Raw genomic sequence first — 19888 nt, 5'->3', positions numbered from 1 at the left:
GGCGGCGCGATCAGCCGAGACGGGACAGCAACTGGTCGACGCTGGCGGCGGGACCGCTGACGGTGACGCCGAAGCGCGCGCGCGGGTCGGTCGGTCCGGCGACCATCACCGTCGCGTCGCCGTAGAGGGTCTTCAGCAGGCCGTCGAGCGTCGGCCGGAAGGCGTCGTAGGTCGCCGCCTCGTTGGGCGCGCGCAGGCGGTCGTTGGCGAAGAGCTCGAACGCGCCGGCATCGAAGCGCAGGCGGCCGCCAAGGGCGGCATCCGTTTCCAACATGCGGCAGGCCCGCAGCGCGGCGCCGGCGCAGGCGCGCAGGCGCGCCGCCAGGTCGCCGGCCAGCGGCTGCTTGCGGTAGTACACCAGGCCCGGGCGTCCGCCGACCAGATCGAGGCCGAGGTTGGCCTCGTGCGCGATCAGGAGAATGCCGGGGCCCTCGGGCACGTGGTCGTAGTCGGCGACGTCGATCAGCAGGTGCCCGGGCAGCGCCGCGGTCTGGATCCAGCGATGGAACACGGGCACCAGGTCGCGCGCGGGAAAGGCGGCGTCGGTGGCGGGGATCTTGATCCCGATGCGGTGCAGATCGGCGAGCGCGGGCATGTCGACCTCGGCGGCGGCGGCGGACACCTAGCTCAGCCCTTCCAGGCTCACCACCTGCGACGCGGCGGCCGCCGCCGGGGCGGTCTTCTTCTCGGCCATGCGGAGCTGGCAGGCGTGGCCGGCCTCGACGAAGAGGCTGGCCTCCTCGACCAACTGGTGCGCCGACTCGGGGGTGATGCTGCCGGGGCCCTCCTCGTGGCGGCGGAAGAGATAGCCGGCGACCATCCCCTTGGCGAAGCGATCGAAGAACAGCTCGGTGTCGACGAAGCGCGGCTTGAACTCCGCCACGATGCGCGCCGCATCGTCGCCGACGTCGGGGAGCTGCGTCTTCACCAGCGCCTTCGCCGTCTGCAGCATCGCGCGGTAGGCGAGCGCGTCGGCCTTGGCCACGTCGCCGGCCTCCAGCGCGAGCTGCGCTTCGAAGACTTCGCGCTCGGCGTCGGCGAGATCGAACTCGACCAGCGACACGACCTCGCCGGCGCACTCGCCGGTGCCCATGTCGCCGGTGCTGAACTCGCGCGGGTCGCCCCAGTCCGAGTAGTAGTCCGGATTGGCGTCGTGCGCCGGCACCTTGACGAAGTCGTCGAGCATCTCCTTCAGCGCCTTCTTGCCGATCCGACCGCAGAACTGCTGGAAGGTCTCGGTGCCCTGGCGGTCGCGCACGTAGCGTTCCGCCATGCGATCGACCACCGCCGGGATGTTCTTCGACGGGATGGCGCCGATCGGCAGACCGTACGCGCCGCCGTTGTTGGACCACTGGCCGCCGAGCACGACCTGGAAGTGCGGCACCTGATAGCCGCCCACCTGGCGCGACACGCCGTAGAAGCCGAGATCGGCGACGTGGTGCTGGCCGCACGAGTTGAAGCAGCCGCTGACCTTGATCAGCAGGCCGCGCACCGCCGCGTCGAGCGTGAAGGCCTTCTCGCTCAGGCGGCTGCGCAGCTCGCGCGCCAGGCCGCGCGACGAGGCGATGCCGAGCTTGCAGGTGTCGGTGCCGGGGCACGAGGTGACGTCGACGATCGTCTGCGCGCCGGGCGTCGCCAGCTTGGCGGCGGCGAGGTCGCGGTAGAGGTCGGGCAGATCGGCTTCGCGCACCCAGCGCAGGACGATGTTCTGGTCGACCGTGGTGCGCACCGTGTCGCCGACGTAGCGGCGGGCGATGTCGGCGAGGGCGCGCATCTGGTCGGCGGTGAGATCGCCGAGCGGCAGCGTCACCGTGGCGACGACGTAGCCGGCCTGGCGCTGGCGGTAGACGTTGCTCTGCTGCCAGGCGGCGAAGCCCTCGGGCAGCGCGGCGCCGTTGAGCGGCGCGCCGGATTTGAGCGGCGTTTCGTGCCAGGCGGCGACCGCCGGGATGTACGACGTCCAGCGCGGATCGTGCGCCAGCGCGGCGCGCTCCTCGCGCACCAGGCGGCGGAACTCGTCGATGCCGAGATTCTTGACCAGGAACTTGATGCGGGCGCGGGCGCGGTTGCGCTTCTCGCCCAGGCGGGCGAAGACGCGCGCGATCGCCTGCGAGATCGGCAGCAACTCCTCCTCGCTGACGAACTCCTCGAGCACCTTGGCGTGGTGCGGCACGGCGCCCAGGCCGCCGCCGACGTACATGGTGAAGCCGCGCCGCGCGACCCCGTTCTCCGTCCGCGTGACGGCGAGCAGGCCGAGGTCGTGCATGTTGAGCAGGCCGCAGGCGTGCTGGGCGCAGCCGGAGAAGGCGATCTTGAATTTGCGCCCGAACTCCATGGTGTCGGGATGGCCGAGCATGAAGTGCATCATCGCATCGGCGTACGGCGAGATGTCGAACGCCTCGTCGCGGCAGACGCCGGCCAGGGGACAGCCGGTGACGTTGCGCACCGAGTTGCCGCAGGCCTCGCGGGTGGTGATGCCGACCGCCGCGAGACGGCGCATGATGTCGGGCGTGTCGTCGATGTGGATGTAGTGGAGCTGGAAGTCCTGCCGGGTGGTGACGTGGCAGATGTTGTCCGAATACTCCTCGCAGAGGTCGGCCAGCACCTCCATCTGCCGCGGGTTCATGCCGCCGAAGGGAATCTTGATGCGCTGCATCCCGGGCGCGTCCCACAGCGTCTCCGGCCCCTTGGTGAGCGGCGACGCGAAGGCGAGCGCCTTGGTGCCGGTGCCGTCGTTGCGCTGGCCGTTGTCGTACCGCTGCCCGTAGGCGCCGCGGCGCAGCCGGGTCTCGGCGAACAACTGGTCGGTCAGCTTGCCCTGCTTCTTCAGCTCGATCTGCGTCTCGAAGACGTCGATCTCGCGCGCCCAATCGGCAGGCATGTCGCCTGCGAGCACTTCTTTCCAGCTCATGTCGTCGGGACCCCACACCGTCCTGCGCCCGCTTCGTACGTGGCGCGGTGATGAGCGAGCTCGCTCTTATCGAGAAGCGTTAGCCCGTGTGTCAAGGCGACACAACCGGGGGCGCGGGCGCCTCACCCGGCGGCGACGATGGCGGCGGCGAGGCGCTGCGCCGAGAGCGGCGCCGAGCCCTCGGCCTTGTTGTTGATAATGACATAGGCGGCGCGTCCGCGCGCCGCGGCGGCGCGGCACAGCGTCGCGATCTCGGCTCGCGAGGCCGGGTCCTCGTCGACCAGCCGGTCGAAGGGCCGATAGCGCTGGCGCGCGTCGTCGTAGCGCTGGCCGTGACCGAGCATCCAGCGGACGACGACCGCCGGCGCGTCCTGCGCGAGCTGCGCCGCCTGCGCGCGCGGCGCCGGCATCGTCGGATGGACGGTGACCACGTGGCAGGCTCCGGCGGCGCGCAGGGCCTGGCGATAGGCGTCGGTGAACAGCGGTTCGGTGCGCAGCTCGACGGCGTAGGTGAGGCCGCGCGGCAGGCGGTCGAGGAAGCCGTGCAGCCGTTCGGCGAAGCGCCCCGGTCCGCCGAGCAGCGCCGGCGGCTGTGGCGCGAACTGGAAGACGAGCACGCCCGCCCGCTCGCCGAGGCCCTCGGCGACCGGCGCGCAGATGGCATCGGTCGCGTAGCCGGGGTCGAGGAAGACGGCGCTGCGGGCGCCGCGCTGCTCGCCGTAGCGGGGGTGGTCGGCGAAGCGGACCGTGGTCAGGGCTTCGGGCGCTTTGATGAGGAAGCGGAAGTCGTCGCCGACCGCCGCCGCGTAGGCGGCGAAGTCGTCGGCGGTGATCGGCGCGTAGTAGGTGCGGTCGATGCCGACGGCGCGCAGCAGCGGATGGCGGGCGTAGGCCGCGAGGCCGTGGCGCGCCAGGGTGGCGCTGCTGGCGGCGCGGTCGTAGACGATGCCGGCCCAGCCGGGAAACGACCACGACGACGTGCCCAGGCGCACGTTGCGCGGCAGGTGGGCGGCCAGGGCGGCGACCTCGCTCGCCAGCGGCGCCGGACCGACGCCGCGGCGCGGCGCTGGCGCCGGCGCGCCGAACAGATCGAGCTGATCGGCCATCAGCCCGGCGGCCGCGCCAGGTGCGTCGCCAGCATGTCGGCGAGCAGCGCGACCTCCACCGGCCAGGCGTAGCGCAGGCGCAGCGCCGGATGGCGCGCGCGCAGCCGGTCGAGCGAGTCCGGGATGTCGATCTCGGAGTGCGAGCCGCCCGGCGTCAGCATGCTGGGCACGACGGTGATCTCCTCGACGCCGTCCGCCAGCAGCGCGGCGACCGCGTCCTCGAGCGACGGGGCGCAGAATTCGTTGTACGCCACCACCAGGCGCGTGCCGCCGAGGCGGCGGCGCAACGCCGCGGCCAGCCCCTCGAGGCCGGCCTGATACGGGTCGGTCGCCGCCGTGCGCGGCCAGGCGCGAATGCGACGGTCGAGCGCCTGCTCGGCGGCCGACGGCGGCCCGCCGCGCGCCGCGCGGTCCGCCGCCAACGCCCTGAGCTCGCGCACCAACTCGCGCGGGCAGTCCTTCGGCAGGCCGCCGTGGCCGACCAGGATGACGGCGCGCGTCGGTTCAGCGGCCATCCGCTCCTCCCGCCGCGCGCGCCGCTTCGTAGCGCGCGATCGCCGCCACCCGCCGCTCGGCGTGGTCGACGATCGGCGGCGGATAGTCGCGCGGCGGCCGCGGCGCCAGCCACGGCGCGTGGACGAAGCGCGCGTCGACGGCGCGCAGCTCGGGGACGTAGCGCCGCACGTACGCGCCGTCGGGGTCGAAGCGTTCGCCCTGCAGCACGGGATTGAAGATGCGGAAGTAGGGTTGCGGGTCCGTGCCGGTCGACGCCGCCCACTGCCAGCCGCCGTTGTTGGAGGCCGGATCGCCGTCGACCAGGTGGCGCATGAAGACCCGTTCGCCGGCGCGCCAGTCGAGCAGCAGGTCCTTGGTGAGGAAGCTGGCGACGATCATGCGGGCGCGGTTGTGCATCCAGCCGGTGCGCGCCAGTTGGCGCATCGCGGCATCGACGATCGGATAGCCGGTGCGGCCGGCGCACCAGGCGGCGAACGCCGCCGGGTCGTCGTTCCAGGCGACGCCGGCGAGCTGGCGGCGGAAGGCGCCGCCGAGCACGCGCGGGTGCTCGGCCAGCAGGGCGGCGTAGAACTCGCGCCAGATGAGCTCGTCGATCCACTTGCCGGCGCCTGCCGCGGCGGCGGGCTCGGCGGCGGCCTGCGCGGCGGCGCGCGCGACGCAGCGGCGCACGGAGATGGTGCCGAAGCGCAGGTGCGGCGACAGGCGCGAGGTGCCGTCGCGGTCCGGTCGGTCGCGGTCGCGGGCATAGTCGCGCAGCGCGCCGGCGGCGAAGCGCTCGAGGCGGCGCAGGGCGGCGGCCTCCCCTCCGCTGGGGATCGCTGTCGCGTCGTCGGCGGCGCCGAGCGCCGTCGCATCGGGCAGCGGCGCGCTCGCCAGGTCGGTCACCGGCGCCGGCAGCCGGGGCACGCCGCGCACCGGCGGCGGCGCGGCGCGGTAGCGCGCCAGCCAGGCGTTGCGGTAGGGCGTGAACACGGTGAAGCCGCCGCCGCTCTGGCTGCGGATGGCCTCGGCTTCGAAGACCACGCGATCGCCGTGCTCCTCGACGACGACGTCGCGCGCCCGGGCGACGGCGCGCACCGCGGCATCGCGGCGCCGCGCGTACGGCGTGGTGTCGCGGTTGAAGACGAGCCGATCGGCCCGGCTCTCGTCGAGCAGACGCCCGACCTCGGTGGCGGGGTCGCCGACCCGCACCACCAGCGGGGCGCCATGGTGCGCCAGGTTGGCGGCGAGGCTGGACAGGCAGGCGGCGAGGAAGCGGCGGCGCGGCGGGCTGACGTGGGCGCGCGCCAGCAGCGCCGGGTCGAGCACGAAGAGCGGGATCAGCTCGTCGCCGCGCGCCGCCGCGTGCAGGGCGGTGTTGTCGTGCAGGCGCAGGTCGTTGCGGAACCAGTGCACGACGCGCATGCGAAAGACCATATCGGCGGCGGCCGGCGCTGCAAGCGGACGCGGGCCGGCGCATGGGGAAGGCGGAGCCGGCGGCCCTGGCTGCGCTGCGCGGTGGCCCAGGCGCATGCCTGGTCATCACGCCGAGCGGACGTCGAACGAGGTCGGGCTCGCGCCGTTCGGCCGTTGCCAGCGGACGGCCGCGGCGGTCGTGCTCCACCGCCCATTGCCGGCGTCGCCGCGCGCCGTTCGGCCGTTGCCAGCGGACGGCCGCGGCGGCCCGGCGCCCCCGCCCCGCCGTCGCCGCGGCGCACATTCAGCTTGTCTATGGGGCCGTCTTCCGACAGATTTCACCCGCCGCTGCGCACGCCGGACAGGCGACGCGCCGGCAGGGGGTAGCGATGGCGAGGCCGCGGCGAGGGGCTGGGATCGCAGAATCCGGATGGCGGGCGCGGGCGTGGGTGGGCGCCTTCGCGGGCATCTGTCTCGCCGCCACGGCGATGGCGAGCGAGCAGGTGCGCCTCGATCCGGGGCGGCAGGCGCGCATCGTCAACGGCGTCCACACGCACGCCTATCCGACCACCGGCGCCCTGCTCTACGGCGGCGGCGGGGCGGCGATCACCAGCGACAACGCCTACGCCCGCTGCTCCGGAACCCTGATCGGCTGCCGGACGTTCCTGGTCGCCGCCCACTGCGTCGACGACGACCCGCGGCCGGACCACTACTGGGTGTACCTGCAACACGCCGGCATTTCGGCGGTCAGCCGCATCGTGCCGCACCCGGATTCGACGCCGTTCAACTTCCCGCTCTCGGACGTGGCGGTGGTGCAGCTCGCCGATTGGGTGACCGGCATCGCGCCGACGCCGCTCAACACCGTCGATCCGGTCCCCTTCATCCCTGCCGTCGGGACGATCGTCGGCTTCGGCCAGACGCAGGGCAACGGCAACGACTACGGCATCAAGCGCGCCGGCACGGTGCTGACCGCCCCGTGTCCGGAGGGTCTGCCGTCGAATGCGACAGACGCCGACGTGGTGTGCTGGAACTTCCTCGGCCCGCTCGGCGCGCCGGGAACCAACTCCAACACCTGCAACGGCGATTCGGGCGGACCGCTGCTGCTGAACCTGGGCGGCGGCGAGGTGGTCGCCGGCGTCACCTCGGGCGGCATGAGCTCCAACTGCCTGCCCAGCGACACCAGTTACGACGCCAGCGTCTTCGCCGCCCAGAGCTTCCTCGTCGGCGCGCTCGCCGGCGACGACACGGCGGCGTGCGGCGGCCTGCCGCCGATCGGCGCCGGCCAGAACACCGTCGCGGTCGTCGACGACACGCTCGACGCCGTCGATGTGTCGGACAGCTTCACCCTCAACGTGCCGCCCGGCGCCAACGCGCTGCGCGTGGCGCTCAACGGCAAGGACGACGGCCTCTTCGACGTCGATCTCTACGTCAAGCAGGGCAGTGGCGCCGGCCCGGGCAACTTCGACTGCAAGGCGGACGGGCACGCGGTGTTCGGCGCCTGCACCATCGACCACCCGGCGGCGGGGCCGTGGTCGGTGGCCGCGGTGCGCACCCTCGGCGCCGGCGAGTACCAGATCACCAGCACCGTCTTCGGCGGCGCCGCACCGGTGTGCGGCAACGGGACGCGCGAGTTCGACGAGGACTGCGACGGCAGCGACGCGGCGCTCTGCGCCGGCCTGTGCCAGGGCGATTGCCGCTGCCCGGCGCCGGTGTGCGGCAACGGCGTCAAGGAGCGGGGCGAGCAGTGCGACGGCGCCGCGGCGACGCTCTGCCCCGGCGCCTGCCGCGCCGGCTGCACCTGTCCGCCCCCCTGCACCAGCGGCGACCTGTTCGACGTCAGCGCGCGCCTCGATGCGCGGCGGCTCAAGCTGCGCAGCCGCCTGCTCAACTTCGCGCATGCCTACGACGGCGCCGATCCGCGCCGCGGCTTCTCGCTGGCGCTCGCCCAGGGCGCCAACACCCTGACCATCGCGATTCCCGCCAACGATCCCGGGTGGTCGCGGTCGCGGCCGGAGAAGGGCCGCTACCAGTGGGCCGGCGCCGCGAACGGCATCAACGGCATCACGATCGTCGACCGCAGCGCGCGGCAGGGAATCTGGAAGCTGGTGATCGTCGGCAAGAACGTTCCCGGCGCCGGCGCCTTCGACCTCGGCCAACCGATCGACGTGCGGCTGACCATCGACGACCGCTGCACGGACGATTCGTTCTGACCGCCCGGCGCGGTCCGCGACGGCCTCGATGATCGGCGCGCGCCGCCTGGTGCTGCTCCTGATCGCCTGCGGCGCCGCCGCCTGCGGCGACGACTCCGGAGCGACGACGCCGGCCAACGGGGCGGTCCGTGAACGCATCGCCGCGCTGGCGCCGGCCGCCAATCTGGCGCACCGCGGCAGCGGTCCGACGCGGCCGCGTTCGCCGCTGCCGGAGAATTCGCTCGCCGCCTTTCGCCGCGCCATGACGCTCGGCGCCGACGGCGTCGAGCTCGACGTCGAGCTGACCCGCGACCGCCGCCTGCTGGTGATGCACGACGACACCCTCGATCGCACCACCACCTGCCGCGGGTGCGTCAGCGCCTACACCCTGGCCGAGGCGCAGCAGTGCGCGCTGGTCGACGGCCGCGGCGAGCCGACCGCGGAGCGGCCGCCCAGTCTGGCGCAGGTCTTCGCGGCGCTGCCGGACGAGGCGCTGGTCAACGTCGAGCTCAAGGTCTACGGGCAGTGCGCGACGCCGGGCACCGGCGCCGAGGACCTGGCCGGCGCCGCCGCCGCCGAGGTGCGCCGGCTCGGCGTCGCCCGCCGCACGCTGTTCTCCTCGTTCGAGGAGGACGCGGTGCTGGCGATCAAACGCTTCGACGCGAGGCTGTACGCCGCGCTGCTGACCGGCAGCGCCGGTCCCGACGCCGTGCGCCGCGTGGTCGCGCTCGGTCTCGACGCGATCCATCCCATCTGGTCGGGGATCAGCGCCGACACGATCGCGCTCGCTCGCGCCAGCGGCCTGCAGGTCAACCTGTGGACGGTGAATTCGCCCGACTTCCTCAGCCAGTCCCTGGCCAAGGGGCCGACCGCGATCATCACCGACGAGCCGGACGTGCTGGCGGCGCTGCTGCGGACGGACGGCGGGTGAAGCGGGGGCGCGAGCGATCAGCGCGGGTAGTGGTAGCCGAGATCGAGCGGTGAGCGATCGCGCGCGCCGTCGGCGGTCGTCGAGCGGTCGCCGAGGGCGGTCTTCAGGGCGTCGTCGATGCGGCCGCTGCCGGCGTCGATCGCCGGACTGTGCGGTTCGAGGTGGACGTCGCCGACGCCGACGTTGACGAACTGCGCGTCGACGTTCAGGTCGTGGCGGCCGCGCAGGGTGGTCGGATCGTAGGCGGTCGTCTGGTTGGCAGCGCCCGGTTGGTAGACGAGGTTGTAGTCGCCCGTGTAGGCGCCGTTGGTGCCGGGGGCATCGATGGCCGCGCCGGTGCCGTTCTCCTGGACGATGCAGTTGGTGGCGCTGACGTTCCTCGGCGTGCTGCCGCCGCTGGCGCGTATCGACAGGGCGGCGCGGTCGCTGAGGGCGATGGTGTCGTTGATCAGCGACACGCGGTTCGAGCTGCCGGTGACGATGATGCCGCGGTCGGCGGAGAAGACGAGGTTGTTGAACAGCAGCACGTCGTTCGAGTTGTCGACGCGGATGCCGTCCGCGGGTTGGGCGTTGGCGACGACGCAGTTGCGGATGGTGACGTGATCGGAGCCGCCGCGGATCCGCAGATTGACGGCGCTGGTGCTGGCGGTGGGCGCGGCGCCGCGCAGGATGAAGCCGTCGATGGTGAGGTAGGGCGAGCTGGTGACGACGATGGAGGCGAGCTCGCCGTTGCCGTCGATGACGACGTCGCCGCGGTCGCCGGTCTGCGTGCCGGCGCGGTCGGCGAGGATCTGCACCGGCAGCGTCGCCGTGCCGACGATGTCGCTGACCGCCAGCCGCTCGGCGTAGACGCCGCTGCCGACGTGCAGCGTGCTGCCGGGCGACAGCCGCTTCATCGCCGCGCCCAGGGTGCGCAGCGCCTGGCTGGGCGCCGTGCCGGCGTTCTCGTCGCTGCCGCTGATGCGCACGTACAGCGTCACCGGTGGACCGGGTGTGCGGGTCGGACGCGGGGTGTCCGTCGGTCCGCCGGTGCGGGTGGGGGTCCGCGTCGGTCCGCCGGTGCGGGTCGCGGTGCGCGTCGACTTGGGGGTTCTGGTGGCCGTCCGCGTCGCGTTCGGATCCGGCGTCTTGGTCGGTTTGGACGACGAGCCGCTGCTGCTACCGCATGCCGGCAGGACCAGACCGGCCACGACGAGAAGGAGCAGGAGTCGACGCATGCGCACCTCGATATCGCTCGACGCTACCCACGGCGTCCGCGTTTGCCAATCAAAAGGTGAGCGGCTCCTCAGCCGCGCAGCCGGCGGTCCTGCGAGGCGTCGGCGATCGCCAGGGCGCGGGTGGCCAGGACGGCGGTCGGGCGGACCATGCCGGCGAACCCCTCGCCGAGGGTCTTGCCCTGCAGGAACCGCGCGTAGATGCCCTCGGCGATGATCGCCAGCTTGTAGAGCGCCAGCACCTGGTAGAAGTCGATGGCGGTGACGTCGCGCCCGCTGGCGCGCGCGTACGCCGCGATCAGCTCGGCGCGGCGCAGGAAGCCGGGGAGCTGGGTGAACGGCGAGACGCTGCCGATGCTCGCGGCATCGATCTGGTCGCCCGGGTCGGCCCAGTAGATCAGCGTGTAGCCGAGGTCGGCGAGGGGATCGCCGAGGGTCGCCATCTCCCAATCGAAGACGGCGACGACGCGCCCCGGATCGGCGGGGTCGAGCGCCAGGTTGCCGAGGCGGAAGTCGCCGTGGACGATGGTCGGCGGCGGCGATGCCGGCAGCGCGGCGCGCAGCCGGCCGGCGAGCGCCTCGATCGCGGGCAGCGGCCCCGTCTGCGAGCGCTCCCATTGCTGCCCCCAGCGCCGCACCTGGCGTTCGAGGTAGCCCTCGGGATGGCCGAAGTCGGCGAGGCCGACGGCGCGGTAGTCGATGGCGTGCAGCCGCGCCATGGTCTCGATCATCGCCAGGCTGATGCGCCGCCGCGCTGCCTCGCCGTCGGCGTAGCCGTCGGGAAGGCTGTGGGCGAGCACGACGCCGGGCCGGTACTCCATGACGTAGAAGGGCGCGTCGTTGATCGCGACATCCTCGCAGAGGGCGAGCGGCCGCGCCACCGGGACGTCGCTGTCGGCGAGCGCCGCCAGCACCCGGTATTCGCGCGCCATGTCGTGCGCCGTCGGCAGCACGTGGCCGAGCGGCGGCCGCCGCAGCACCCAGGAGCGCCCGCCGCCCTCGACCAGGTAGGTCAGGTTGGAGCGCCCGCCACTGATCAGCGAGAAGGTCAGCGGAACCGCCCCCCCGGGAACGTGGGCGGCGAAGAACTGCGACACGGCGGCGTGCTGGATCCCCTCGATCATCGGGCGAGCCATACCACACCCGGAAGGCGCTGCGCCTCCGCATCCCGCTGTGGTAGAGCGGCGCCATGATCCGCGCGTCGATGCCGGGGCGGCGAAGAACGGGAACGATCACCACGGACGCGACGCCGCGCGCGTCGGTCGCGGACCGCGGTGGCCGCTGACGCCATGACGCCGGTCATCATCGAGGCGGCGATCAACGGGGTGGCCAACAAGGCGCGCAATCCCCACGTGCCCTGCGAGCCGGCGGAGATCGCCGCCGACGCGCTGGCCTGTCTGGCGGCCGGGGCGGCGATCGTCCACAACCACATCGACCAGTTCGGCAGCGCCGCGCCGGCGGCGGCGGCGCGCTACCTCGAGGGGTGGCGGCCGGTGCTGGCGCGACGGCCGGACGCCATCCTCTACCCGACCGTCGGTTTCGGGGGCGACGTCGTCGAACGCTACGCCCACATCCCGCCGCTCGCCGCCGCGGGGGCGATCCGCATGAGCCTGTTCGACAGCGGCTCGGTGAACCTCGGCACGATCGGCGACGACGGGCTGCCGGGCGGCGGCGTCGATTTCGTCTACGCCAACAGCTTCGGCGACGTGCGCCACATGGCGGCGCTGTGCGAGCGCCACCGCCTCGGGCCGAGCGTCGCGGTCTTCGAGCCCGGCTTCCTGCGCACCGTGCTCGCCTACTGGCGGGCGGGCAAGCTGCCGCGCGGCACGTTCGTGAAGCTCTACTTCGGCGGCGACTACGATTACCTCGGCGGCGGGCGGCGCGGCGTCAGCTTCGGCTTGCCGCCGACGCCGACCGCGCTCGCCGCCTATCTCGAGCTGCTCGGCGACTGCGACGTGCCGTGGGCGGTGGCGGTGATCGGCGGCGATGTCGTCGCCAGCGGCATGGCGCGCCTGGCGCTGGAGCGCGGCGGCCACCTGCGCGTCGGCCTCGAGGACTACGCCGGCGCGCGCCAGCCGGCGAACGTCGAGCTGGTCGAGGAGGCCGCGGCGCTGGTCCGTGCCATCGGCCGCGAGCCCGCCAGCACGACCCAGACGGCGAGCATCCTCGGCCTGCCGGGCTAGGACTCGGTTCGAGACCTGGGTGCCCGCCGGCGGCGAGCCGGCGGGCACCCAGGGGCGGGGCGTGGACGATCGGCGCGGGCGCCGGTCACGGCTTCACGTAATACGACCCCAGGAGGAGGAACATCTCGTCCTCGGTAGTGACGCCGCCGCGCAGCGTCAGCGCGTCGCACCAGCCGTCGCCGGCGCCGGCGCTGGTGTCGCACGAGCGATTGCGCTGCTCCGCCGTCGCGCCGCTGCAGAGCGCGCCCACCTTGCCGGTGTAGCAGTGGGTCGCCGCCGCATTGCCGAACGGCGACGGCGGCGAGGTCGACTGCCGCTTCACCTTGCTCGGATCGGTGTAGCCGTTGTCGTACAGCGCGCAGTAGGTGAGCGAGCGCTCCGCCTTGCTGCCGGTGAAGACCAGGGCCGGGTCGAAGCGCAGCTCCACCGGGTCGTTGTAGATGAAATTGGTGTAGAGCAGGCTGGCCATCGGATCGCGCCCGTCCGGCGCGGCGCAGGCGACGCCGGGGTTGCACTGCGACGGGCTGAGCGGATCGCAGGGGATCAGCGCGCCCTGGGCGCCGGTCTGTCCCTGGCAGGTGAACTCGCCGCGGAAGGTCCGCCAGCGCTTGCCGCGCTGGTGCATGTGCGAGCTGAGCTCGAAGAGATTGGCCTTCGCCGGCAGCACGTTGATGTTGCACACCTCCTGCTGCTGGAACGGCGGCACGACCATCTTGAAGATCGCCGTGGTGTCGAAGATACCGCTGGCGACGTAGAGGCGGTCCTCCGGCTTGGCGTAGGTGAAGTTGATCCAGGCGCGCAGCAACCCGTCCTTCTCGGTGAGGTTGAAGGCGTGCGAGTTCCACCAGATCATTCCCTTCAGCGGCACGCACCGATAGGCGCCGGAGGGGAAGGCGGAGGCGGCGTTGGCCTGCTGGGCGCCGGAGAAGGGAATCGCGGCCCGGCCGTTGTCCGGCGGCCCGAAGCCGTTGCAGGCGACGCTGTTCTTGATGGCGGTGATGCAGAAGCCGTCGGCGCCGCAGGCGTCCTGCACGGTCGGATCGCAGGTCTGGCCGTCGCGCTCGCCGCCGGTGCAGTGGAACCCGCCCCACGACGGATCCTCGGGACCGTAGGTGCCGATGTAGCGGTTGACGATCAGGTGGTGGCTGAGCGGATCCTGGCGCAGTTGCTCGGCGTTGTAGCAGAAGGTGTCGTTGGGGCCGCGCAGCGCCTCCGGCACCTGTTCGGTGAGGTCGTAGTAGCTGCCGAAGCAGACTTCGTGCTCGCTGTGCGCGGGGACGATCCACGGCGGCATCTTGAGCTGCACGCCCTCGGTCGCGGCGGGCGGATCGAGCGGCTTGATCTGGATCGGCTCCGGCTGCGGCTGGCAGGCGTTGAGCAGATCGCCGACCCCGGCCACCGCGCCATCTTTCGGGGCGCCGGCGACGATCCAGTGGCGCAGCGCCTCGAGCTCGTCCTCGCTCAGGCCGGGGACGTTGCCCAGCGGCATCGGCGTGCCGATGCCGAGCTTCTCGAAGTCGTACTGGTCGGGCAGGGTCTTCGCCGCCAGCTTGAGGAAGAGCAGGCTGCGCTGTCCGTCGCCGGGCTCGATGCGGTGGCGCGACGGATCGATGCTCGAGGGGACGTCGATCAGGCTGGCGTAGGCGACGCCGGCGCGCAGGTCGAGGCCGCCCGACTGCGCCGTGCCGTGGCAGGCGTTGTTGGTGCAGCCGTGGTTCTCGAAGATCGCCTGTTGGATCAGCTCGTAGGTGCTGCCGAACGCCTCGCAGTCGGTCTTCACGCAGTCGCTGCGGCAACCGTCGCCGTCGTAGTCGTTGCCGTCGTCGCACTCCTCGCCGCGCTCCTGCATGCCGTTGCCGCACACCGGCGTCGGGCAGGTGACGGCGTCCTGCACGTAGACGAATCCCGCCATGCAGCCGGCCTGGGCGGCGATGCGGCCGAGGAAGGCGTCGGTGCTGCCGCGGTAGACGTCGGCGAAGGCGCTCTCGGGACAGCTCGCCGCGATGGCGGCGGCGCTGCGCGACCGGGCGCGCGTCACCTGCTCCTGCGCCCACTGCACCAGCCGCGTCTTCTGCGCCGGCGTGTTGTCGGTGCCGGCGATGCGGTCGAGCGCCTGCTGATGGGTGCGCATCGCGTAGCGCAGCAGGCGCGTCGACTCGCGGGCGCCCGCTTCGATGCAGGCGGCCTTGGCGCCGTCGACGCTGGCCACCGTGCCGCCCACCATGGCGGGGGCGAAGGCCGCGCTCATCGCCGCCGTGTCGAGTTGGCGGCAGGCGTCGGTGACGTCCTTCTGCGCGTCCTGCAGGTCGATGTAGCCGAGGTTCTGCAGTTGCGTGACCGTGCAGGCGCGCTGCAGGCGGTCGAGCGCGCGCTGGCGCGCCGCGGTGACGTCCGCGTCGAGCGCCGCCCGATCACACGTTCCGCCGCTCAGGGCGCCGCTCAGGCAGGTGGCGCGCAGCATCGCCACGCGGGTGATGCAGGTGGACGTCGCCCGGCTGAGCACGCGCTGGCAGCGCGCCGCGTCCGCCGGGAACGGTCCCCAGAACGCCAGCTCGGCCGGCTGCCCGTGCGCCAGTGCGCTGGCGGCGGAGAGAGAGAGGAGCAGCCCGACGAGCAGCCCCCGGATGCGCCCATTCATCATGTGCTTCGCCCCCGGAACGATGTTCCTGCATACCGGCACCGCCCGGGTGTGACAATACGCCGCAGGGCCAACGGTTGGATTTCGTGTCCGAAGCGCACCCGGGATCGGGGGGGCCCGCCGCCCGCGATCCCGGCGGGCTCACGGCCGCGGCACGACCTTGTAGATCTCGCCGCCGTAGTCGACGACGTAGAGCTCGCCGCGGGCGTCCTCGCCGAAGCTGGTGACCGAGCCGATGCTCAAGCCGCCGCCGGGGGCGAAGGCGGCGGTATGGTCCTGCAGGCCGAGGACGATGCCGTCCCCCACCGCGAAGCTCCTGATGAACGGCGTGCAGTAATCGCTGAAGAAGTACCGGCCGCGCAGGTCGGGGAGGGCGCAGCCGCGGTAGACGTAGCCGCCGGTGATCGAGCAGCCGTCGCGGTGCGTGTAGTCGAGGATCGGCGGCGTGAAGGGCGCGACCTGATCGCCGCAGCCCTGCGGCGGCTCGTGACAGATCTGGCCCTCGAAGACATCCCAGCCGAAGTTGCTGCCGCCGGGTGTGCCAGCGGGGAGATAGTCGATCTCCTCGCGCCGTCCCTGGCCGACGTCGGCGATGTAGAGGTCGCCGGTGCCGCGGTCGAACGCGTAGCGCCACGGATTGCGCAGGCCCTTGGCCCAGATCAGCCCGAGCGGCGCGCCCTCCGCGGCGCGCGGGTTGTCGGCCGGCACGGCGTAGTACGGCGGGTCGTCGACGTCGACGTCGAGGCGCAGCAGCTTGCCGAGCAGCGTGGCGTCGCTCTGGCCGTTGCCGTTCGGATCGTCCTGGCCGCCGCCGTCGCCCATGCCGACGAACAGCGTGCCGTCGGGCGCGAAGGCGACCAGCCCGCCGTTGTGGTTGGCGAACGGTTGGTCGATGGTCAGCAGAATCCGCTCGCTGGCCGGGTCGGCGCGGTCGGGATCGGCGCCGGCCGTGAAGCGCGCGATCACCGTTTGGCCGGCGCGATTGGTGTAGTCGACGAAGAAGCGGTGGTTGCGTTCGTAGTCGGGATGGAAGGCGAGGCTCAGCAGGCCGCGCTCGCCGCAGCAACTGACGCGCTCGTGGATGTCGAGGAAGGGCTCATCGAGCCGCGCGCCGTCCTTCATCAGGCGGATGACGCCGCCCTGCTCGACGATGAACAGGCGGCGCGGATCGAGGCGCGGCGCGCCGACGAACACCGGCAGCGACAGGGAGTCGGCCACCAGCACGGTGCCGGCGGCGGCGCCTGGCGCGTTGGCGACGCCGGCGCACGGATCGCCGCCCGGCTCGAGCTGGCAGGCGGCATCGCAGCCGTCGCCGCTGATGGTGTTGCCGTCGTCGCACTCCTCGTCCGCATCGGCGATGCCGTCGCCGCAGCGCAGCGGCCCGGGCGTCGCGGTCGCGGTCGGCGTCGCGGCCGCCGGGCAGCCGGTGAGAGCCGCGTCGACGCCGGCGACCAGCTCGGCGATCGTCACCTGGCCGTCGGTGTCCCGGTCCGCGGCGGCGCAGCGCCCGCTGTCGGCGCTGCCGAGCGCGATCTGCACGGCGAGCACGAGCTCGTTGACGGTCACGGCGCCGTCGCCGTCACAGTCGCTCGGACAGGCGAGCGCGGGGAGGGGGACGAGGAACGCGAGCAGAGCGAGCGCGCGCAGGGGCATGCGGCGATGTTAGACGTCGCGAGCAACGGAGCAAACCGCCGGCGGTTGCGCGAGCGCGTCGACCACGGACGACGCCGCTCCCGCCGGTGACGACGGCCATGAGCGGCGTGATCCGTGGGGCGCTCTCGATCACGCGCAGATGCCGTCGGCGATGAGTTGGCGGGCCTCGTCCGCCGCCAGGCCGAGGACGCGCACCAGCACATCCTCGGTGTCGGCGCCGAGCAGCGGTGCCGGGCCAGCGGTGGTCAGCAGCGGCCGGCTCATGCGGATCGGCGTGCCGATGTGCCGTTCGGGCCCGATCTCCGGATGTTCGACGGTGACGATCGCCTGGCGCGCCTGCAGGTGGGCATCGGCGCGCAGCTCGTCGGGACCGAGAACGGCCATCGCCGAGACGCCGGCGGCCTGCAGGGTCGCGGCCGCGTCCTCCGCCGCGCGGGCGCGGGTCCAGGCGGCGAGGCGCTCCTCGATCGCGGCGCGCGCAGCGCGGCGGCCGTCCAGGGTCGCCAGCACCGGCTCGTCGGGCCAGCCGCAGCAGCGCGTCAGGCGCTGCCAGGCGGCGTCGCCGGCGACCGCGATGGCGATCCACTGGTCGTCGCCGGCGGCCGGATACACGCCGTGCGGCACGGCGTCGTCGGCGGCATTGCCGACCTGCCGCGGCGGCGTGCCGGTGCAGGCGGTGCGCAGGTACTGCTCGCCGAGCAGGAACACCGCCGCCTCGGTCTGCGCCATGTCGATGTGCTGCCCCTCGCCGCTGCGGCGGTGGTGCTCGAGCGCCGCCAGCACGGCGACCGCGGCGAGGCGGCTGGCGATGTGATCGGGGTGGTTGAGCGCGGTGCCGGCCGGGTAGGGGCTGTCGGGGTGGTTCCACAGCCAGTGGACGCCGCAGTACGCGGCGTTGAGCGGGCCGAAGGCGGGCGCGTCGGCGAGCGGACCGGTGGCGCCGTAGCCCTGCGACGACAGCCAGATCACGTCGGGGCGGCGGGCGGCGACGGCCTCGTAGGTGATGCCGTGGTGGCGCAGGGCGCCGCCGCGATAGTTCTCCAGCACCACGTCGGCACTGGCGCAGAGTCGCAGCGCCAGCTCGCGGCCGCGCGGCTGGCGCAGATCGAAGCAGGCGCTGCGCTGGCCGCGGGAGGCGTCGTTGAAGGTGAAGGCGCGGTTCGGCGTGTCGGGTTCGACGGTGATCTGGCGCAGCAGGTCGAGGCCGGCGCGCGACTCGACGCGGATGACGTCGGCGCCCAGCTCGGCGAGCAGCGTCCCGGCCTCGGGGGCGACGACGGCGTAGCCGAAGACGACGACGCGGACGCCGGCGAGCAGCGGCGTCGCCGGGGCGGCGGTGCCGGCGGCCGGCGCCGCCGGCGTCCATGCCGGCGCCTCGGCGAGCGCCTGCGGCGGGCGCGGCGGATCGAGCGGCGTGCGCGAGAAGCGGAAGGGGGCCGGCGCCACCGGCGCGTCGCCGAGCACGCCGCCGGCGCGGCGGAAGCTGCCGCGGGCCCGGCTCTGCTCACTGGCGACGAACTCGTCGGGCGTCTGGATCGGGGCGAGCGGCACGTTGCGGGCGCGGGCGGCGGCGAACACGTCGGCGCGGCTGCGCTGCCGCAGCGCGTCGGCGGCGACGGCGCGGATGGCGTCGTGCGCCAGCATGCGGAACAGCGGCAGGTCCCATTCCGGCGCCGCGAACGCCTCGGCGCGGTCGAGGATCTCGACCAGGCCCTGCCAGTGGCGGCGGCCGGCGGGCAGGATGCGCACGTGGCCGTCGGCGACCGGCAGCACGAGGTAGTTGCCGTCGGCGGCGCGCGGCGGCGCGCTCGGCACCATCGGGTAGAGCCGGTGGTAGTCGGCGAGCGGGATCGCCCACGGAGTGAAGCCGGCGATGGCGGCTTCCTGCGCCGACACCTCGACGGTCTGGCCGCGGCCGTGGCGGGCGCGATCGAGCAGCGCGGCCAGCGCGCCGGCGACGCCGAACACCGCGGCGCAGTCGTGGGCGGCGAAGCCGGGCAGCGCGCACGGCGGACGATCGGGGAAGCCGGTGGCGAAGAGGGCGCCGGAGCCGGCGAAGGCGACCAGCGGCTCGGCGTGCCAGTGGGCGCGCGGGCCACCGAGGCCGAAGTCGGTGAGCGCGACGTGGACGAGGCGCGGGTGGCGGTCGCGCACCGCCTCGGGCGCCAGGTCGAGCACCTGGCGGCGGTTCGGCCCGTAGCTCTCGAGCAGCACGTCGGCGCCGTCGCAGAGGGCGCGGAAGCGCGCCGCGTCGGCGGCGGAATGCAGGTCGAGCGCCAGCGTACGCTTGTTGAGGTTGCGATAGACGAACGGCAGGGAGCGATCCGGCGCCGCGACGTTGCCGGCGAACGGCGGCGTCAGCCGGCCCGCGTCGCCGCCCGGCGGCTCGATCTTCAGCACCTCGGCGCCGAGATCGGCGAGCAGCCGTCCGGCGAGCGCGCCGCGCAGATCGGTGAGATCGAGCACCCGCAGATGGGCGAGCGGTCCGGGCATGCGTGCGGTGTCTAGCGGTTGGCCCCGAACCGGGAAACCCTCGCGCCCTTGTGCCGCCGGACACGGCGGGTAAAGAAAGCGCAACGCGGGCGCCGAGCCGCCGGGCAACGCAGCGGTGCGTCGCCTGGATCTCGGAGCCGGCGAGTGTCCGCGTCGAGGTGATTCGGAAGGAGAGCATGATGGCGATCGAGGAAGGCAAGGCGGCGCCGGCGTTCACGCTGCCGGACGCGAACGGCAGCAAGGTCTCGCTCAAGGACTTCGCCGGCCGGGACGTGATCCTCTATTTCTACCCGAAGGACGACACGCCGGGGTGCACCAAGGAGGCGTGTGGGTTTCGCGACGACTGGAAGACGCTGCAGAAGATGGGCGTCGTCGTGCTCGGCGTGTCGGGCGACAGCCAGGCATCGCATCAGAAGTTCGCCGCCAAGTACAAGCTGCCGTTCCCGCTGCTCTCCGACCCCGAGCGCGCGGTGATGGAGAAGTACGGCGCCTACGGCGAGAAGATGATGTACGGCAAGAAGGTCACCGGCGTCATCCGCTCCACCGTCTGGATCGGCAGGGACGGCAAGGTGAAGAAGCACTGGAAGAAAGTGGCCAGCGCCGCCGAGCATCCGGCGAAGGTGCTCGCGGCTCTCCAGGCGGAGGCGTGACGGACGGCG

At 73.2% G+C, this 19888-nt stretch carries 14 protein-coding genes; 4 read left to right on the top strand and 10 right to left on the bottom strand.

The window, feature by feature from the left end:
* Window positions 1-10: 10 nt before the first annotated feature.
* The 5 genes from KF840_14695 to KF840_14675 all read right to left on the bottom strand — a co-directional run bounded on the left by KF840_14695 (window position 11) and on the right by KF840_14675 (window position 5937).
* Window positions 11-622, bottom strand: a complete 612-nt coding sequence (locus tag KF840_14695) for a hypothetical protein (protein ID MBX3026154.1) — start codon at window positions 620-622, stop codon at window positions 11-13.
* Window positions 623-2911: a nitrite/sulfite reductase gene (locus tag KF840_14690; GenBank protein ID MBX3026153.1), complete on the bottom strand. Its 2289-nt coding sequence runs from the start codon at window positions 2909-2911 to the stop codon at window positions 623-625.
* Window positions 2912-3033: 122 nt separating this feature from the next.
* Window positions 3034-4017 carry a DUF72 domain-containing protein gene (locus KF840_14685; protein MBX3026152.1) on the bottom strand — a complete coding sequence of 328 codons (984 nt, stop codon included), beginning with the start codon at window positions 4015-4017 and terminating at the stop codon, window positions 3034-3036.
* Window positions 4017-4532, bottom strand: a complete 516-nt coding sequence (locus KF840_14680) for a CbiX/SirB N-terminal domain-containing protein (protein ID MBX3026151.1) — start codon at window positions 4530-4532, stop codon at window positions 4017-4019. Before KF840_14680 ends, KF840_14685 begins: the two co-directional genes overlap by 1 nt.
* Window positions 4522-5937, bottom strand: coding sequence for a deoxyribodipyrimidine photo-lyase (locus tag KF840_14675; GenBank protein ID MBX3026150.1), 1416 nt, complete (start codon window positions 5935-5937; stop codon window positions 4522-4524). The genes KF840_14680 and KF840_14675 overlap by 11 nt, the downstream gene beginning before the upstream one ends.
* A gap of 440 nt (window positions 5938-6377) precedes the next feature.
* On the opposite strand from KF840_14675, the gene KF840_14670 reads away from it, so the two are divergent.
* Complete coding sequence (locus KF840_14670) at window positions 6378-8138, top strand: trypsin-like serine protease (protein MBX3026149.1); 1761 nt, start codon at window positions 6378-6380, stop codon at window positions 8136-8138.
* 28 nt (window positions 8139-8166) lie between these two features.
* Window positions 8167-9048, top strand: coding sequence for a hypothetical protein (locus KF840_14665; protein MBX3026148.1), 882 nt, complete (start codon window positions 8167-8169; stop codon window positions 9046-9048).
* Between the two features lie 17 nt (window positions 9049-9065).
* Here KF840_14665 and KF840_14660 read toward each other — a convergent pair whose 3' ends face one another.
* Both KF840_14660 and KF840_14655 read right to left on the bottom strand, forming a co-directional pair.
* A complete protein-coding gene (locus KF840_14660) occupies window positions 9066-10265 on the bottom strand; it encodes a right-handed parallel beta-helix repeat-containing protein (protein MBX3026147.1) in 1200 nt (399 codons plus the stop codon).
* Between the two features lie 68 nt (window positions 10266-10333).
* Window positions 10334-11386 carry a phosphotransferase family protein gene (locus KF840_14655; protein MBX3026146.1) on the bottom strand — a complete coding sequence of 351 codons (1053 nt, stop codon included), beginning with the start codon at window positions 11384-11386 and terminating at the stop codon, window positions 10334-10336.
* A 165-nt stretch (window positions 11387-11551) separates the two neighbouring features.
* Between KF840_14655 and KF840_14650 the strand changes: the two genes are divergently transcribed.
* The gene (locus tag KF840_14650; protein MBX3026145.1) at window positions 11552-12445 is read left to right on the top strand and encodes a 3-keto-5-aminohexanoate cleavage protein; all 894 of its coding nucleotides are present in this window, start codon (window positions 11552-11554) and stop codon (window positions 12443-12445) included.
* A gap of 85 nt (window positions 12446-12530) precedes the next feature.
* Here the strand turns inward: KF840_14650 and KF840_14645 are convergent, their stop codons facing one another.
* The 3 genes from KF840_14645 to KF840_14635 all read right to left on the bottom strand — a co-directional run bounded on the left by KF840_14645 (window position 12531) and on the right by KF840_14635 (window position 19229).
* Window positions 12531-15083 carry a DUF4215 domain-containing protein gene (locus tag KF840_14645; protein MBX3026144.1) on the bottom strand — a complete coding sequence of 851 codons (2553 nt, stop codon included), beginning with the start codon at window positions 15081-15083 and terminating at the stop codon, window positions 12531-12533.
* A 141-nt stretch (window positions 15084-15224) separates the two neighbouring features.
* Window positions 15225-16403, bottom strand: a complete 1179-nt coding sequence (locus KF840_14640) for a PQQ-dependent sugar dehydrogenase (GenBank protein ID MBX3026143.1) — start codon at window positions 16401-16403, stop codon at window positions 15225-15227.
* A gap of 462 nt (window positions 16404-16865) precedes the next feature.
* On the bottom strand, window positions 16866-19229 hold the full coding sequence (locus tag KF840_14635; protein MBX3026142.1) for a CoA transferase: 2364 nt from the start codon (window positions 19227-19229) through the stop codon (window positions 16866-16868).
* Window positions 19230-19408: 179 nt separating this feature from the next.
* Here KF840_14635 and bcp point away from each other — a divergent pair, with 179 nt between their 5' ends.
* A complete protein-coding gene (gene bcp / locus KF840_14630; protein MBX3026141.1) occupies window positions 19409-19879 on the top strand; it encodes a thioredoxin-dependent thiol peroxidase in 471 nt (156 codons plus the stop codon).
* Window positions 19880-19888: the final 9 nt, after the last annotated feature.

The organism is bacterium (assembly GCA_019637795.1).
Classification (GTDB): domain Bacteria; phylum Desulfobacterota; class Binatia; order HRBIN30; family CADEER01; genus JAHBUY01.
Note: the sequence above shows the minus strand (reverse complement) of the source record. Positions and strands in the feature narration are given on the sequence as shown.